This window comes from Enterobacter sp. MGH85 (genome assembly GCF_001037655.1).
GTDB lineage: Bacteria > Pseudomonadota > Gammaproteobacteria > Enterobacterales > Enterobacteriaceae > Enterobacter > Enterobacter intestinihominis.
This window is the reverse complement of sequence record NZ_KQ089925.1, coordinates 3,232,020-3,248,354: the sequence shown is the minus strand read 5'-3', so window position 1 is coordinate 3,248,354 and position 16,335 is coordinate 3,232,020. Positions and strand designations below refer to the sequence as shown.

The 16,335-nt window shown below is 57.0% G+C and carries 15 protein-coding genes; 4 read left to right on the top strand and 11 right to left on the bottom strand.

From position 1 onward, the window contains the following. Positions 1-21: 21 nt before the first annotated feature. Together SK51_RS15285 and SK51_RS15280 are read left to right on the top strand one after the other, a co-directional pair. Entirely contained in the window at positions 22-309 is a 288-nt protein-coding gene (locus SK51_RS15285) for a VF530 family protein (protein WP_023300148.1), read from the top strand. Between the two features lie 7 nt (positions 310-316). Continuing rightward, positions 317-1,606 (top strand): glycoside hydrolase family 10-like protein, encoded by a 1,290-nt coding sequence (locus SK51_RS15280; protein ID WP_023306229.1) that lies wholly within the window; start codon positions 317-319, stop codon positions 1,604-1,606. A 39-nt stretch (positions 1,607-1,645) separates the two neighbouring features. Here the strand turns inward: SK51_RS15280 and dsbG are convergent, their stop codons facing one another. From dsbG to SK51_RS15225, 11 genes are all read right to left on the bottom strand, one after another. After that, positions 1,646-2,422, bottom strand: a complete 777-nt coding sequence (dsbG, locus tag SK51_RS15275; RefSeq protein WP_023306230.1) for a thiol:disulfide interchange protein DsbG — start codon at positions 2,420-2,422, stop codon at positions 1,646-1,648. 41 nt (positions 2,423-2,463) lie between these two features. Next, positions 2,464-3,021: an RNA polymerase sigma factor gene (locus SK51_RS15270; RefSeq protein ID WP_023306231.1), complete on the bottom strand. Its 558-nt coding sequence runs from the start codon at positions 3,019-3,021 to the stop codon at positions 2,464-2,466. 5 nt (positions 3,022-3,026) lie between these two features. Then, the gene (locus SK51_RS15265) at positions 3,027-3,440 is read right to left on the bottom strand and encodes a hypothetical protein (protein WP_023306232.1); all 414 of its coding nucleotides are present in this window, start codon (positions 3,438-3,440) and stop codon (positions 3,027-3,029) included. A 193-nt stretch (positions 3,441-3,633) separates the two neighbouring features. Further along, positions 3,634-5,184, bottom strand: coding sequence for a methyl-accepting chemotaxis protein (locus tag SK51_RS15260; protein ID WP_048206790.1), 1,551 nt, complete (start codon positions 5,182-5,184; stop codon positions 3,634-3,636). 95 nt (positions 5,185-5,279) lie between these two features. Further along, the gene (locus SK51_RS15255) at positions 5,280-6,296 is read right to left on the bottom strand and encodes a LacI family DNA-binding transcriptional regulator (protein ID WP_023306234.1); all 1,017 of its coding nucleotides are present in this window, start codon (positions 6,294-6,296) and stop codon (positions 5,280-5,282) included. 28 nt (positions 6,297-6,324) lie between these two features. Continuing rightward, a complete protein-coding gene (locus SK51_RS15250) occupies positions 6,325-7,731 on the bottom strand; it encodes a sucrose-6-phosphate hydrolase (RefSeq protein WP_023306235.1) in 1,407 nt (468 codons plus the stop codon). Continuing rightward, a complete protein-coding gene (locus SK51_RS15245) occupies positions 7,731-9,101 on the bottom strand; it encodes a sucrose-specific PTS transporter subunit IIBC (RefSeq protein WP_032676228.1) in 1,371 nt (456 codons plus the stop codon). The genes SK51_RS15250 and SK51_RS15245 overlap by 1 nt, the downstream gene beginning before the upstream one ends. Before the next feature lie 66 nt (positions 9,102-9,167). Next, positions 9,168-10,685, bottom strand: a complete 1,518-nt coding sequence (locus SK51_RS15240) for a carbohydrate porin (RefSeq protein ID WP_023306237.1) — start codon at positions 10,683-10,685, stop codon at positions 9,168-9,170. A gap of 171 nt (positions 10,686-10,856) precedes the next feature. Then, on the bottom strand, positions 10,857-11,753 hold the full coding sequence (locus SK51_RS15235; RefSeq protein WP_023306238.1) for an aminoimidazole riboside kinase: 897 nt from the start codon (positions 11,751-11,753) through the stop codon (positions 10,857-10,859). A gap of 88 nt (positions 11,754-11,841) precedes the next feature. Then, positions 11,842-13,053, bottom strand: a complete 1,212-nt coding sequence (locus SK51_RS15230) for a diguanylate phosphodiesterase (protein ID WP_023306239.1) — start codon at positions 13,051-13,053, stop codon at positions 11,842-11,844. Between the two features lie 87 nt (positions 13,054-13,140). Continuing rightward, positions 13,141-14,616, bottom strand: a complete 1,476-nt coding sequence (locus SK51_RS15225) for an alpha/beta hydrolase (RefSeq protein ID WP_032676226.1) — start codon at positions 14,614-14,616, stop codon at positions 13,141-13,143. A 267-nt stretch (positions 14,617-14,883) separates the two neighbouring features. On the opposite strand from SK51_RS15225, the gene SK51_RS15220 reads away from it, so the two are divergent. Together SK51_RS15220 and ddpX are read left to right on the top strand one after the other, a co-directional pair. Beyond that, the gene (locus SK51_RS15220; RefSeq protein WP_023306241.1) at positions 14,884-15,738 is read left to right on the top strand and encodes a MurR/RpiR family transcriptional regulator; all 855 of its coding nucleotides are present in this window, start codon (positions 14,884-14,886) and stop codon (positions 15,736-15,738) included. A gap of 12 nt (positions 15,739-15,750) precedes the next feature. Further along, positions 15,751-16,323 carry a D-alanyl-D-alanine dipeptidase gene (gene ddpX / locus SK51_RS15215; protein WP_023306242.1) on the top strand — a complete coding sequence of 191 codons (573 nt, stop codon included), beginning with the start codon at positions 15,751-15,753 and terminating at the stop codon, positions 16,321-16,323. The last annotated feature ends 12 nt before the right edge of the window (positions 16,324-16,335 follow it).

Here is a 16,335-nt window from a genome sequence, read left to right as displayed (position 1 = left end):
AAATGAGACTACCGGACGCCTATGACAGCACATATTTCCAACGATCCTTTGCATGGCGTAACGCTTGAAATGCAGGTTAACGCGCTGGTTGCGCGATATGGCTGGAATGAACTGGGCAACCGAATCAAAATCAACTGTTTTCGCAAGGACCCGAGTGTTAAATCGAGTCTGAAGTTCCTGCGCCGGACCCCATGGGCGCGGGCGGAAGTTGAAGCCCTCTACCTCGACTCCCTTCACGATGACGGTAACGAGGAACAGGACGAACCGGCGTTTAATCCCTGGACGGATGGCCGGACACCCAGGAGCTAACACGCAAATGATGCGACACGTAAAACGGACTGGCGCGCTGCTTGGCTGCGCGCTTTTACTGGTAAGTTGCACTTCCAAACCACCCAAATCACTCGTTACCCCGCTGCCGCAGGCGAAACCTGTACAGCAGACTAACGAACCCATGCGCGGGATCTGGCTGGCGACCGTCTCCCGTCTCGACTGGCCCCCCGTGTCATCGGTGAATGGCCGCAGCGCGGACCAGCGTATCGCCCAGCAACAGAAGGCGCTGACGGACAAGCTCGATAAGCTGAAAAAGCTTGGGATCAACACCGTCTTCTTTCAGGTAAAACCGGACAGTACGGCGCTGTGGGCCTCTGAAATACTGCCGTGGTCAGATACCCTGACCGGGACTATGGGGGAAGACCCCGGTTACGATCCGCTCCAGTTTATGCTGGATGAAGCGCACAAGCGCGGGATGAAGGTTCACGCCTGGTTCAACCCTTACCGCGTCTCCACCAACACGAAGCCCTCGACCATCGCCGCGCTTAACCGTACCTCGTCGCTTCATCCCTCCAGCGTCTATGTCCAGCATCCGGAGTGGATCCGCACCTCGGGGGATCGTTTTGTTCTCGACCCGGGCATTCCCGAGGTGCGGGACTGGATAACCCAGGTGGTGATGGAAGTGGTGAATCGCTACCCTGTCGACGGCGTTCAGTTCGATGACTATTTTTACACCGAGACGCCGGGCTCAACCCTGAACGATGCCTGGACCTTCAGGCGCTACGGCGAGGGATTTGCGGCGAAAGCTGACTGGCGTCGGCACAATACGCAGCAGCTGATTGTGCAGGTATCAAGGGCGATCAAGCAGGCAAAGCCTGAGGTTGAATTTGGCGTCAGCCCAGCGGGTGTATGGCGCAACCGCTCCTTCGACCCGGCAGGATCGGACACGCGCGGTGCCGCAGCCTACGATGAATCCTACGCTGACACGCGTAAGTGGGTACAGCAGGGTTTACTGGATTACATTGCGCCGCAGATCTACTGGCCCTTCGCCCGCGACGCGGCACGATACGATGTGCTGACAAAATGGTGGGCTGACGTGGTGAAACCGACCCATACCCGCCTGTATATCGGGATCGCATTCTACAAAGTGGGCGCGCCTTCCAGAAACGAACCGGACTGGACGGTGAACGGCGGCGTACCGGAGCTGAAAAAACAGCTCGACCTCAACGATTCACTGCCAGACGTAAAAGGCACCATCCTGTTCCGTGAAGACTATCTTAACCAGCCGCAGACGCAGGAAGCCGTAAATTACCTCCGGGGGCGCTGGGGTAGTTGACTGTAAAAAGGCAGAAACGCCTTGTTTCTGCCTTTCTTTTTACGGCTTCGGCCCGAACATCGCCTCAAGCTGTTTTGCGTCTGGCATGCCCACGACCTGCTGCAGTTCGTTTTGCTCATTCAGGTAATAAATAGCTGGTGTGGCATTTGCGCCGAGACCGTCCATAAGCGTCTGGTGATTTTGCAGGATCTCAACGGTTTCCCGTGAAGCCGCCCCTTCAGGTTTAGGAAGCTTTTTACCGCCGGACAGCTCGTACTCTTTCCAGGCCGACACCGGATCTTTGGCATTCAGGATCGCAGAGGCGTTACGCCCGCTGTTCGGGTTAAGAAACGCAACCAGCAGCGTGTTGAGCTGGACCTTGCCGGCCTTCACCCACGGCTGCGCTTCAGCCCAGAACTGCTTGCAGTACGGGCAGAACGGGTCGGCAAAAACAAAGACTTTGCGCGGGGCGCTCTCCGCGCCCTCTTTCAGCGGATGCGCCGCATTGAGCTTTTTCCACATCTCGCGGCCCATCGGGGCGTAGATCTCTTTCTGGAAAAAGGCCTCGCTGAGGTTGGTTCCCTTCTCATCATACAGATAGCCAGACACCACGTGCTTTCCGTCAGGGGTCAGAAAGAGCGTCACGCCCATGTCCTGATACTGCCCCAGCCACGCTGGCGCGCCGCCGGGGGCATCAATTTTCTTAATGATTTTGATATCCTGCTGCTCACTGAAGTGCTTCACCACATCCGGAAGCGACTCCTCTGCCCTGACCAGCCCTGAAAACAGCAGAGCAGAGAGTAACAGCATCTTTTTCTTTGCTAACAGTTGAAGCATAACGACCCCTCTAAGATATTGTTTTTCAGAGTGGTCGAACTTTATTGCCCTGTCAACGCTTCATAAATATCCTTGAGGCGATTACGCAAAAATCGCACGGCTTTGTGTTTGCGGGATAATAACGCCTGCACGCTGTCGCCCGTTTCCTCCGCCAGCGCCTTCATGGTGTATCCCTCAAATTCCGTTTTTTCAAACACCTCGCGCTGTGGTGGCGGCAGTTCCGACAGGGCTTGCCCCAACTCTTCCCACAGCAGCATGTTGAGATACTCCTCCTCCGGCGTTTGCGGTACGCCGAATAACGTTTCTGCAATCTCCTGCTCCGGAAAGTCCTCGTCATCTGCCGTCAGGTACCCCGGCAGTGAAACCTCATGCTTTTTTCGCGCCCGGTCGATCATCTCATTCCGCGCGGCGCGAAACAGCCAGGCGGCGACGTTCTCCACCGGTTGTTCCACTTTCATCAACTGCCAGGTCACTTCCTGAAGAATATCATCGACATCATCACGAACCGCAGTCCGTCCGCGAATGAAGGCTTTTAGCCGTGCGCGGCAGGCATTGAGTGCCGAGATCAGTAATGATTCCCCCGCCTCACCGGCTTTCATATCGCTCACTCGGCTTCCGGCGCTTTCGCAGCGTTATCATCTCGCTTCTCATCCCGGTCATCGTGCCACCGGCAATGACCATGACGCCCAGACCCTGCCCGACGCTGCTGAATGAAGGCCTCCCGTTGTTCGGGGGTCATATTCATCCATTGTGCGTGCATACGGCGGTGTGCACCGAACATGCCTGGACGAAAACCCAGCCCACCGAAAAGAATGCGGCTCAGCAGCAGGATCCCCAGCGCCTGCCAGAAGCCAATGGCTTTAACCCCCAGGATGGCCGGGAGCAACGCGTTCCACAGGGACATGACCAGCAGGCCAAGCACCGCGAACAGGACTGCGCCTATCACGATGCCCTTGTACATACGATGGCGGCCCAAACCACGCCCGTGACCTTTTCCGTGCATATCGAAATTTCTCATATGTACCTCGTTTATGTTGAATGATTATGGTCTCTGATGAGGTAGACGGATGAGGAACAGAAATATTGCCGGGGAAAGATAAAATTTATGTGATAGCGGCTTTGTACGGATAACAGTAATGGCTGAAGGAGATTGTGCAGCGGCTGCATGCAGACATTAAAAAAAGGCTCCAACAGGAGCCTTCCTCATTTAATCACGCAATTGCCGGCAGACGAAAACTCGAAATACTCTGCGACAGCTGCTGCGCCTGCTCCTCCAGCGAGGCCGCGGCTGCGGCGGATTGCTGCACCAGCGCCGCGTTCTGCTGGGTCACACCGTCCATCTCCGTTACGGCCTGCCCAACCTGACCAATTCCACGGCTCTGCTCTTCTGAGGCAACCGAAATCTGTTCCATCAGCGTATGCACTTTATTCACAGAGCTGATAATAGAATCAATCACCTCTCCCGAACGATTCACCAGTTCCGCACCGTTTTTCACGCTGGAAACAGACTGGGCGATAAGGCTTTCGATATCCTTCGCCGCCACCGCGCTTTTCTGGGCCAGGGTGCGCACTTCACTTGCCACCACGGCAAATCCTCGCCCCTGCGTACCGGCACGCGCCGCTTCAACGGCCGCGTTCAGCGCCAGAATATTAGTCTGGAAAGCAATACTGTTGATGACACTGGTGATGTCCTCAATACGCTTCGAGTTGGACGCGATAGAATTCATCGTTTCGATGACTTCACGGGTTACCGCTTCACCGGTATGGGCATTTTTCACGGCATCCTGCACCAGCTTACCGGCCTGGAACACGTTATCGGTGTTATTCGCCACCGTCGCGCTCAGCTCTTCCATGCTGGCGGCCGTCTGGGTCAGGGCAGAAGCCTGTTGCTCGGTACGGGAGGCCAGGTCGATATTGCCGGAAGCAATTTCCTGCGCCGCATGCGTTACGGTGTGGCTGGCATCGCGCACCTGAGAAATGGTGGAGAGCAGCGCCTGGCGCATCTGCTCCATCGAGGACATCAGGTGATCGATTTCATTCCCGGAATCACGCTTGGTCGGTACCGGTACGTCCAGCTTCCCGGCCGCAATCTGTCGACAGTGCTCGCGCGCCAGGTTCACTGGCGCAAAGACCACGCGTTTCATCAGCAGGCTGACGACGAAGATCACCACTACGAACAGCACCGCAATGCAGGCGATAATAACCAGACCCGACACAAAATTATGGCTCGCATCCTCGTTCAGCGTTTTGGCGTACTTCTGGTGAACGGAGAGAACCTGATCGAGCACAATTTCATATTGGCGATCGAGTTGAGACACCACGGGAATAAGAGCGTTGAACCGCGACACATCGTGAGCGGCGGCAGCGGCAATCAGCGGTGCCAGTCCCTGGTTACGGTAGTTTTGCCACGCCTGCTGGTAGGCAGTGACAAGCGGGGCTTCGTCCTGCAAACGCGGCGAGGCCATAAACGCCGAAAATGCACTATCGGCTTTGGTCAGCGCCTCTTTAACCGAGGCCAGTTTCGCAGACGAGTCGGTGGCGTCCCCCGCTTCCACCATTTTTACATACTCCATAACCCTGACGCGCAGGGTTCGGCTATGGTTAATGGGATCAATAATGGACAGGACAACCTGAATTTCTTTGTTCACATTATCCAGCGAAGTATTACTTTTAATGATGAGCCCAACGCTGGTGATGGTGCTGGCCACAAAGAAGAAAAGCAGAGAAAACAGGATAATCAGGGATGATTTTTTCAACGACATAACACACCTCAGGGATATAATTTCCCTTTGGTTATCGGCTGAATCCGATCTTTAATTAATTAAAGTTATTGATATATCCGTCAGACGTTACCCTGTCACTCCCGGGCCTTGTATCGCCGTTGCAGTGTGGCATCCAGTTTACGCTGGATTGGCTCCGGCGTTTCCCCTTCAATCAGTTTGCCAATCAGATCAAAACAGTGCCAGGCGAGCTGGCGGTTATCCTGACGAACGGTATCGACAGGAATGGTCAGAGAATCATAGAGATAGTGATCGTCAAAGCTGGCCAGACGCATATCGCTTTGCAGCAGATTATGTTGCCCCATATAGCGCAACACCCCTTCCAGCAGACCGCAGGCGGCGGTAAAAAGGGCTTTTGGCGGGCGGCCCAGGCGCGCGCAAAGTTCGGCAAACATTTCGTAGCCGGAACTCGGATGGTAATTACCATGAATAATCCACTCCGGACGTAGCTCGACGCCAGCGTCACGCAGCCCCTGCTTAAACCCTTCCAGACGGTCACGCGTCGGGGAAAGCCGCGGCTGGCCGCCGAGGAAGTAGAACTCATCCGGATGCTGGCGCGCAATGTCGGCCACCAGCGTGGCGGTTGGGGTAATTGAATCGGTGAGGACCAGCGGCAGAGAACTGTCGTTCATATGACGGTCAAAGAGCACAACGGGCAACTGCTCGCTCAGCTTTTGATAATCCGCGTCGTTGAGCATGCTGGAGGCGACAATCAGCCCGTCCACCTGGCGGGCCACCATGTTATTGACCACCACCGTCTCCTGGCCCGGATTTTCATCGCTACAGGAGATCAGCAGCTGAACACCCGCCTCGCGGCAGAGGGTCTCCAGCTCATGAGAAAAAACGGCAAACCCGTAGTTGGTGATTTCCGGCACCACCAGACCAATGGTGTGGCTGCGGTTGTCCCGCAGCGAACGGGCGTGAATACTGGGCTGATAATGATGTTCTTTGGCAATCGCCAGCACACGCTCGCGTGTCTCCTCCGCCACCCGAAGCTCTTTGCTGCGGCCGTTCAGAACCAGACTGGCGGTGGCTTTTGATACCCCCGCCAGCTCCGCGATATCTTTAATGGTGACGCGTTTTGTTTTTCTCACAACGACTTAGATCCGGCTGCCAAAACCCCTATTCTATCATGCAGCTGCGCAGCGACCAGTAGCGTAATGTGATGTCGGACGCACCTTCGAAGCGAACCTGGGCCGGATGGTCAGGAAAATAGCGGCTGCTCATGACGCCTTCACCGTGATTGATGAAAATTTCGACGCTGGAACGGTCACACAGCACGCGTAAATGATGAACAGAGCCCTGCCAGTAGCGGGTCAACGTCTCTCCGGTTTCCAGGCTGGCGCGTTCCAGACGGATCCCCGCATCATCCATAATCAGCCGCAACGCGCCGGCAAAATCCACATTAACGCGCGAGGCGCTCAGTTCGAACTCAAGACGCGTTCCCTCCAGCACCGGGGCATCGCTGGCGCGTCCCTGCCAGTGATGTTCATCCTCGCGCAGCGTTTCCAGCTCACGGACCGGCGTTTGCCAGAGCTTACCGTCGCGGTAGCGCAGCTCGCGCGGACAGGTCATCTGGTGGATCCAGCCGTGCACCCGTGTAGGCTGGAGCATCTCTTCGCCGTCCGGCACGCCCATCCAGCCGATGAGGATGCGGCGGCCCTCTTCTGCCACCGTGGTTTGCGGCGCGTAAAATTCGAAACCGGCATCAAGCTCATGCAATTCGTCGTGCGCAAATGCAGGCGTTTGATAATCAAATGCCCCACTCATCCAGACGGCCGGATAGGTGTTGAGATAGCGATGCGGTTCGCGCGCCAGCCCCTGTGGGCAGCAGATCAAGACGTGTGTGCCATCAAGCGCAAACAGATCCGGGCACTCCCACATATAGCCCGCGTCCGTGAGTCCATTGACGCCGTGACCGGCGATTTCGCCGCAGGACGCCCAGGTGTGCAAATCGGCTGACGTAAACAGCAGCACCTTGCCGCGCTTATGCTGATCCTGCGCCCCGAGCACCATGTACCACTGCCCGTCATGGCGCCACACTTTCGGGTCGCGGACGTGCCCGGTATACCCGTCCGGCAGGGGCAACACCGGTCCCAGTTTGGCAAACGTGCCGTCGTCATTTTGCACCGCCAGACACTGCCAGGCGGTGCGGCCGCCATCGTCAAACTTAACGTTGCCGGTATAGCACAGGGTCAGCACGCTGTTGTTATCCACGGCGCTGCCGGAGTAACAGCCATTGCGGTCATACTCTTCGTCAGGCATCAGCGCCATTGGCTCGTGCTGCCAGTGCACCAGATCTGCTGAGCTCCAGTGCCCCCAGCACTTGTAGCGATGATCGCAGCCCAGCGGGTTCCACTGATAAAACAGATGGTAACGTCCGGCAAACCAGATAAAGCCGTTCGGATCGTTCATCAGCCCTGTCACCGGTGCGGGATGCCACTGCGGATAGTGGCTGTCCGCTTGCGCACGCGGCTGGCCTTGCATAACGGCCTGCAACACGGCAGGCCAGCGGGAAGGTAAGGTCATTATTCAGAGTCCGTTTTATATTTCAGCAGCAGAGAGACGGTGAACGCCACGCCAAAGGCAATCACCATGCCGATAATATAGTTGAGCAGCGAGCTGGCCTGAACGATCGCCATACCGGGAAGCGCCGTCAGGCCAACGGCGGTCATGTAGACATGCACCGACACCACCCAGGCACCGCCCGCCGCACCACCGATCAGCGCCGCGATAAACGGTTTCACGAAACGCAGGTTGATGCCAAAAATTGCCGCTTCGGTGATGCCCAGCATCGCGGAAAACGCCGACGGTAAGGTAATGGCTTTGATTTTGGCATCACGGGTTTTGAACCACACCGCCAGACATGCCCCGCCCTGCGCCACGTTCGCCATCGCCCAGATCGGCAGCAGGAAGTTCACGCCAATCGACGGGTTACCCAGCAGTCCGGCCTCAATAGCGTGGAAGCTGTGGTGAATGCCGGTAATGACAATCACCGAATAGAGCCCACCAAACAACAGCCCGGCCAGCCAGCCCGCGTGGGCAATCAGGGTGCTAAGAATAAAGGAGATCCCGTCGCCCAGCGCGCGTCCCGCCGGGCCAATAATCAACAGCGCGATAAAGCCGGAGATAATGATGGTCAGGAACGGCGTCAGGATCAGATCTAACGCATCCGGGATCGCCCGGCGAAGCTGTTTTTCCACAATGCTCATAAACCACACCGCCAGCAGTACCGGGAAGACGGTTCCCTGATAGCCAATCATGGCGATTTCAAGACCGAAGAAGTTCATGGTGTGGAAGCCGGACGCTACGCCCCAGGCGTTGGTCAGCGCCGGATGAGTCAGGATGCCGCCGAGCGTTGCGCCCAGATACGGGTTGCCGCCAAACTCCCGCGCTGCGGTGAAGCCAATCAGGATCGGCAGAATAATAAACGCCGCCGAGCTGCACATATCCAGCATGATATAGAGCGCGTTATCCGGATTAACCCAGCCGTAGGTTTTAACCATCCCGAGCAGGCCCATCAGCAGACCCGAGGCCACGATCGCCGGAATAATCGGCACGAAGATGTTGGAGAGCAGACGCGCGATGCGCTGAAACGGGTTCAGCTTGCGGGCTGCAATATCCGCCGCTTCCGATTTACTGGACTCGCTAATCCCTGCCACCTGAATAAACGCGGTGTAAACCTTATTCACCACCCCTGTGCCGAAGATCACCTGCATCTGCCCGGCATTTCGAAAACAGCCTTTCACGCCTTCAACCTTGCCGATAGCCTGCTGGTCGGCAAGCGCATCATCGACCAGCACCAGACGAAGGCGCGTGGCGCAATGTGCCGCGCTGGCAATGTTCTCTTTGCCACCGAGCAGCGGAATCAGCTCGCGCGCAATATGATTAAAATCCATAGATACCTCTTCCTGACCTCTTTTTATGATGTTTGAAACGCCCCCGCGATGCGGGAGCGTGAAGGGTTAAAACCAGGTTTCCATCTGCACCCCAAAGTTCCATTCCCCGCCCGCGTTGAAGCCGCTACTGCCAAAGGCGTCATCGCTGGCGTAGTTATCCAGCTTGCTGCTCCAGTCCATCCAGGTGGCGAACAGGCGCAGCTCCGGACGGCTGAAGAAATCGCCAATCTTGCCCGCCTTTAACGTCGGGGCAAAGGTCAGCTTGTAGAAGCTACCGTTAACCGCATTGCGATCCTTGTAGCCTTCCGGGTTTAAATCCATGTACTGATAGCTGCCCTCGAACGCGAGGGCGAAATTCTGGGTCACCTCTTTGATCAGACGCGTATTGAGCGTGACCCACTCATAGCTGTCGCCCTTCACGTAGCGGTCCTTACTGCTTTGCGCGAGTACGGCGGGCGCAATGTGCCAGCCACCGCCCAGCGGCGTGACACCGTAACTTGCAAAACGCCAGGTATCGGCTTCTGACAGCAATGCGCCGTCTGCACCAATGCTTTTCACCTCGGCCCCCAGACCGTGGCCGTAAAGCAGCGCCGTTTTGGCGGAACCTTCCCGCAGGCCGTAGAAGCTCTCGTTATGCAGACCCACCAACGCATGCACCCCGTTATTCGCCGCATCGGTTTTAATCGGATCGCCGTTGCTGTCCTTACGGTCGTCATTATCTTTTGCCCGTAAGCCGCTGACCATCAACTGCACCGGCCCGGCGAAGTGGTTCATGCTTAAGATGTAGTTCTGGACGTTGTTGTCGATCTCCTCTTCGCTGCCGAAATTACGGCCATAAAGGGAGAAGTTACTGCGCAGCGTATCGTTCCACTTCACGTCGTAGACGCCGCCGCCGGTCCCGGCGAGAAATACCACGTCGGAATCCAGCCAGTGAATGTCGAAGTTGTCGCGGTCAAAACGCTTACCCGCCCAGAAGGTGCTGCCTTTCAGCGCACCGGTAACGTCCGGCAAATTGCCCAGCTCGGCAAAGGCCTGACGAATGTTCAGGTCGCTGCTGTCTGCCGACCAGTCGTTATAGGTTTTCTGACCGTCGGCCAGCATCGCCTTAAAGCGCGTCGTCGCGCCATTCTCCAGCGTCTGTTTGTGCTCAACATTCAGCTCAACGTAGGTATCCGCTTCGTTCCCCAGACGCCCAATGGCCCCGCCCGTTTCCCCGGCGGGCGTCAGATAAGGGCCGCTTTTGCTGCTGGAGGCCGCGTCGTTCATCAGCAGGCCGGAACGGGCGTAACCGTGAAATTCAAAACCGCCTGTCCGGTCGGCTTTTTCTTCCAGCACCGTAGTACGTTGCGCCACCGCCTGTGTGGAGGTCTGCGCTTCCTGCTGCGCAGCCACCAGCTGCTGTGTTTTCTGTTCCGCTGCCGTGGCGCGCTTTTCAGCAACCTGCGCGCGGGTTTCCGCCTCCTGCAAACGCTGCTCCAGCGCCGCCAGGCGCGCTTCGATACGTGTCATATCCGTCTGGGCAAAAACAGAGGTACTCCCGGCCAGCATGCCTATCATCACGGCAAGTCTGCGTTTTTTATACATTTTGTCGCATCCCTAATAACTATCGGTGAAAGTGCTAAATTGCTAAACCGGTTTAGGCTGATGATACTAAACCGTTGAATTTTGAATCGGCAACGTTTTTTGCTAAACCGTTTTAGTAAGTGTGATCGAGGCGACAATTCAGGCCGCCGACCGGAGGCCTGGAGAGGTGAATTACAGTTCGTGATGATAAGGCAGCGCGGTCATTGCCCCTTTTGCGGTTGTCGCCAGCGCCCCACAGCGCTGCGCCAGCGTGATGACCTCTGAGAGACGGGCCTGGCCATCACGAGCCAGACCGAACAGCAGCCCGGCGACGAAAGCATCCCCCGCGCCGGTGGTATCAATGCATTCCACGGGTGATGCAGGATAGTGCGTCAACGCGCCTCCCTGCCAGGCGGTCACGCCCTCTTTTCCCTGCGTCACCAGCACCAGCCTGGCCGGACAGGTGCGCATCAGCGCCGCCAGCCCCTCATGGACCTGCGCATTTCCGGTTAAGAACGCCAGTTCTTCCACCGAGATTTTCACCACATCTGCACAGGCTAATGCCCGCTCAAGACACTGACGCAGCTCGACTTCATCGTGCCAGAGATCGGCGCGGATATTGGGGTCAAAGCTGACGAATCCCCCCGCCAGTCTGATAGCGGACATCGCCTGAAACGTCGCGGAACGGCTGGGTTCGGCACTAAGCGCGATAGAGCAGACGTGCAGCCACTCCCCGGCGCGGAATGGCGGGAGATCGGCGGCGTCGAGGAACAGATCAGCACTCGGGCGAACCATAAAGGTAAATGAACGTTCCCCGTCGTCATCGAGATCCACCACCACCGTGGAGGTGCGATGCCGCGGATCCCGTCTCAGCCATTCTGTATTAACCTGCTCATCCGCAAGCGTTTTTTGCATAAAGCGCCCGAAGGGGTCGTCGCCCACCAGGCCTATAAAGGCGCTTCTGCCGCCCAGACGCGCAATCCCAACCGCGACGTTGGCCGGTGCGCCGCCCGGACATTGCAGCAGTTTGCCCTCTCCGTCGGGCAACAGATCCACCACTGCATCGCCAAGTACCCAGATCGTCTCCATATAACCTTCTTAGCTAAATAATGTTAAACCGGTTTAGCTATTTAAGCACAGGCAGGGTGTCGGGGAAATATGGCGAGGGAAAATTTGCTTAACCTACCCGTTGGGGCCAGTGGATATCACCCACGCCATTGAGCTGCGGGCGGGCGAACAAAAAGCCCTGGAAGCGGCGAATACCGGCGGATTCAAGCCAGCACCACTCTTCTATCTTCTCAATGCCTTCTGCGACCAGCGTAATCTCCAGATCGGTGCAGCAGCTGATTATCGACTTCACAATCGCCTGCTTGGGCCCGCTCAGATGGATATCGCTGACGATCTCTCTGTCGATTTTGAGCTTATCCGGCTGGAACCGCGTGAGCAGTGAAAGACCAGCATAGCCGGAACCAAAATCATCTATCGCCAGCCCAACTCCTTCCGCGCGCAGCTGTTTAATGGCGCTGTTAAACTGGTTGAAGCCAGAGATCATCTCGTTCTCAGTGACTTCAATGATCACCTGCTCTGGCTGTAGATTGTGCTTTTTGATCTGCGTTACCAGGAACTCTACCGCGCCCGGCACGTTAACCAGCGACATTGGCAGCAGGTTCACCGCCAGTTTGTGGCTGCCGATGCCGAGCTTTTGCGCCAGCGCAAAGGTCCAGGCTTTGGTTTGCAGGTCGACTTCGTAAATCTGTTCACGATCGAGACTATGGAAGAAATGCTCCGGGCTGCCGCCGTCGTTTCCGCGTATAAGCGCTTCGAGAGAACTGATTTTGCCTTCGGACGGCTCGACAATGGGTTGCAGCGCAAACTGGCAGGGCTGTCCCGCCAGCAGACCTAACCCTTTACCAAACGGCGCGCGCTCTCGCGAAAGCGTCCATTTATCAGGCTCATAGTCCGAAGCGGGTGGGATAGCGGTTTTACCGGTGATAAAGGTCTGAATAAATTTGAAGACCCGATCCTCAGAAGTCAGATAGCTTTCCAGCTTGCTGTAATGCATAACTGACGCCAGAACCGCTTTCGGGGTCTGAACATCCAGGTCAAACAGCAGCATTCCCACGTCTTCGAAACGTCTGCGCGGGCCGTAATCGCGCATCAGCTCCACCACGCCGGTATGCCGGTCATCCGCACGGATGGTGTTAAAAAGCGCGACGACGCTCTGTTCCGTGCCTTCGAGAATTTGCAGAACGTCACGTCCACGGGAGAGAAGAATGCCTGAGATGCCCTGCTCCGTATTACGGATCCTGGCCTGTTCAACCAGCGCGCTTAACGCTGCGGAGGTGCAGGTTAAGCTCAGCTGGCTTCGATAAATGAGAGTTGTCAGCACAGAAACGGGGTCCGGTATGGGGTATACGCCTGAACGGTATTGTTTAACACAGTTCCCCGGTGTGACCTAATCTATTCCACGTCGGGCTTAATTCTCCCCGATACGGCTGTCGATCCGCGTCTGCATATAGTCGTAGAACGGATTCGACGTCACGCGCATCAGCGCATCTTTGCCGACGCTCAGAACTGAGGTTTCTCCCCACAGGGCTATCGTCCCGAGACTGATTCCATAGCGGTTTTTCACCTCAGGATGGCGGCCATACAGATCGTCTTCAGGCGGGAACGGAATGGCAATATGCGACAGGGAATAAACCTCCTGCGGATACGAGACCGACAGCGGCGTCACCGTTTCCCGGGTGCTGCCCGCAGGCGTTGTCTTTGCCACCATATCAAACCTGTCAGGGCTGGCATTGGTCACGATTGTGACACTGTAACGTCTTTTCGCCTCGGGCAGCAGGTCAGCCACCGCCGTCCAGGATGATGGCCTGAACAGTGGACGGAAACTCCCGGCCTGATTGATGTCAAATACCACCAGTTCGCTGCCATTTGCCGGAAGCTGGTCAAACAGCCCGCTGACTACGGCGCGGGTACTGACCGTTGAATCCATGACCGACTGAAACGCCAGTACCGGCGGAAGCTGCGTTAGTTTGTGATCATGAACATCGCGGTTTATCTGCTCATGCAGCGCCCGGGTAAGCAGCCAGGACTGACGTGCCGCATTCACCGGGAACGAATTGTATTTATAAGGATTATATTCCGGAGAAATGTTGAGCCACGCGGCTTTGGCAAACGCCGGTAACATAGCCGGTAGCCCGGCGAATCCGGCAAAGCGCGCAAACGCCGTGACGCCAATCATCGGTGAGAGCAAAACGATCTGCTGAGGTTTACGCAGTTCAGGCGCATCAAGGGCGTCGAGGGCGTATTTCATCGCCAGCGCCCCGCCGTTGGAATAGCCCACCAGGTGCAGGGGAAGATCGTTCCCCGTCAGGCGTGTTGCTTCACGAACCGCAAGGCGCGTAGCTGCCAGCCACGCCTCCCAGTCAACGTCTGTCAACGCGCCCGGCGCCGTGCCATGTCCGGGCAAACGAGGCACTACGGCCACAAAGCCGTGCTTTTGATAATTCACAGCCAGACGCCTGACGCTGTAGGGCGAATCCGTCAGACCGTGCAACAACACTACCGCCCCGCGCGGCTTTCCGGCAGGCATCAGCACAAACGACCGGTTTGCATCCGGAGTAAAGTGTCCTGGCCACACCAGGCTCTGACGGTAATAGCGGTTCAGCGGCGTGCGCTCTGCGGGGGTGACTTTCGCCGTCACCTCAGCATCAAGAGCGGTGAAGATGGCGTTTTCCCGCGCGACATAGGCTGCGAAGGTCGCGTTATCCATCTCCTGCACGGACATTTCGTCAGCCCGCCAGGTATGCCAGTGATGCAGAGCCGGCCCCTGCTGCGAAAGATAAACCCGCACCGCCAGCAGAACGAGCACGATGATCCCGATGACCATCGCTATTTTTTTTGCGAGAGCCATCAGGCGCACGCTGACCCGCCAGGGCAAATTCGCCATGTAAGGCTCCCTCTCTTATCCACAGAGCTTTCATCTTACCAAAAAATGTGAAGAGGCTGTCGTATTCACCAAATAGATACCGCTCAGGCCGGACACTGCACCAAAAGTGAACTACGCTGCACAAATGTTGAGCATCTGTTAAACAAATATTGCATTAACTTTGCTGCACAGCGCGTTTTCGCCGCAATGTGAACATGGCACGCGTCCTGCATTGTTAATCTGATAACAGAAACCCGGCCTTTGACAGCCAGTTAACAGCGAGGCGGTATGACGACCAAACCTGAGGTGTTGAGCCGTATCGAAGCGACCTTTAGCCAGCTCACCCCGAGCGAAAAGCGGGTGGCAAGCTGGATGCTGGCGCACGCCGGGCAGATCCCTTTTGAAACGGCTGAGAGCGTGGCGCTGGCCACGGCCACCAGCGGGATCACCGTCGGACGCTTTCTGCGCAAGCTGGGCTATCGCAACCTTGATGACGCCAAAAAAAGCCTGCGCGATCCCCACCAGCCCTGGGGCATTAACGAGCGTCTCGACTCCTGGAAGCAGCAACAGCCGCTGTCGGATCGCCTTCAGCACTCCCTGTCGCTGGAGGTGGACGCCATTGCCCATGTCTACCAGCTGGCGCAAAGCGAAACGTTCAGGCAGGTGGTCCAGCAACTTACCCATGCCGACGCCGTCTTCGTGCTGGGGATCCAGTCCACGCGCGGGATCGCCAATGCGTTCTTCAGCCATCTGGAGTATCTGCGCCCGCGGGTAAGCTATTCCGAAGGGCTCTCTGGTAGCTGGGTGGAGTCGCTTAACTCCGGCTTTGCTAACCCGTATATCGTGCTGACCGATACCCGCGCCTACTCCGCCATTGCCCGCCAGTACTGCCGCGTGGCGAGCGAAAAAGGCCTGGCGATGGCGCTGATCACCGATATCTGGTGCCCGTGGGCGCGGGATTACCCGATTGATTTACTCCAGGTGAAGACCGATACCGGCCATTTCTGGGACTCGCTGGCGCCGGTGAGCTGTCTGTTCAACCTGCTGCTGTCGGGCGTTGTGGAGGCGCTGGGGGAAGCGCTGCCGGAACGTCTGGCAATCAACCGACAACTACAACAAGAATTTGGTCAATTTGAACGCTAAAGGAGCGGAGCTATGCCTGAAGAGAGTCAACTGATTGATGTGGCGAAAACTTTTCCCACGCTGCATATCGATCTGAAATACGCGACCGCCGATAACATTACCGGCCGCCCGATCTACCAGCACGCCGCGTGCCTGCTGCACACGGATGCCGCCACCGCGCTGGCGAAATCGATCAGTATCGCCGCGCTGGCCGGTCTGAAGCTGGTGGTCTACGACGCCTACCGCCCCCAGCAGGCACAGGCGCAACTCTGGGATGCCTGCCCCAATCCGGAATACGTGGTGGATGTCGCGATTGGCTCGAACCACAGCCGGGGCACTGCCATTGACGTCACGCTGATGGATGAACACGACAACGTGCTGGATATGGGCGCCGGGTTTGACGAAATGCACGACCGTTCTCATGCCTGGCACCCTTCCGTTCCGCCCGAGGCGCAGCGAAATCGTCTGCTCCTGAACGCCGTTATGTACGGCGGCGGTTTTGTGGGCATCAGCAGCGAGTGGTGGCATTTCGAGCTGCCGAACGCCGCCAGCTATCCGCTGTTAGATGACCAGTTCGCCTGTTATCCGATCACACACTCACTGTAATTCTGGAGCCCG

Bases quoted from the DNA above. Each gene is read 5' to 3' on its own strand.
- SK51_RS15225 (WP_032676226.1), bottom strand. From the start codon at position 14,616: ATGGCGAATTTGCCCTGGCGGGTCAGCGTGCGCCTGATGGCTCTCGCA.
- SK51_RS15260 (WP_048206790.1), bottom strand. From the start codon at position 5,184: ATGTCGTTGAAAAAATCATCCCTGATTATCCTGTTTTCTCTGCTTTTC.
- SK51_RS15285 (WP_023300148.1), top strand. From the start codon at position 22: ATGACAGCACATATTTCCAACGATCCTTTGCATGGCGTAACGCTTGAA.
- SK51_RS15220 (WP_023306241.1), top strand. From the start codon at position 14,884: ATGACGACCAAACCTGAGGTGTTGAGCCGTATCGAAGCGACCTTTAGC.
- ddpX (WP_023306242.1), top strand. From the start codon at position 15,751: ATGCCTGAAGAGAGTCAACTGATTGATGTGGCGAAAACTTTTCCCACG.
- SK51_RS15235 (WP_023306238.1), bottom strand. From the start codon at position 11,753: ATGGAGACGATCTGGGTACTTGGCGATGCAGTGGTGGATCTGTTGCCC.
- SK51_RS15270 (WP_023306231.1), bottom strand. From the start codon at position 3,021: ATGAAAGCCGGTGAGGCGGGGGAATCATTACTGATCTCGGCACTCAAT.
- SK51_RS15240 (WP_023306237.1), bottom strand. From the start codon at position 10,685: ATGTATAAAAAACGCAGACTTGCCGTGATGATAGGCATGCTGGCCGGG.
- SK51_RS15245 (WP_032676228.1), bottom strand. From the start codon at position 9,101: ATGGATTTTAATCATATTGCGCGCGAGCTGATTCCGCTGCTCGGTGGC.
- SK51_RS15280 (WP_023306229.1), top strand. From the start codon at position 317: ATGATGCGACACGTAAAACGGACTGGCGCGCTGCTTGGCTGCGCGCTT.
- dsbG (WP_023306230.1), bottom strand. From the start codon at position 2,422: ATGCTTCAACTGTTAGCAAAGAAAAAGATGCTGTTACTCTCTGCTCTG.
- SK51_RS15265 (WP_023306232.1), bottom strand. From the start codon at position 3,440: ATGAGAAATTTCGATATGCACGGAAAAGGTCACGGGCGTGGTTTGGGC.
- SK51_RS15250 (WP_023306235.1), bottom strand. From the start codon at position 7,731: ATGACCTTACCTTCCCGCTGGCCTGCCGTGTTGCAGGCCGTTATGCAA.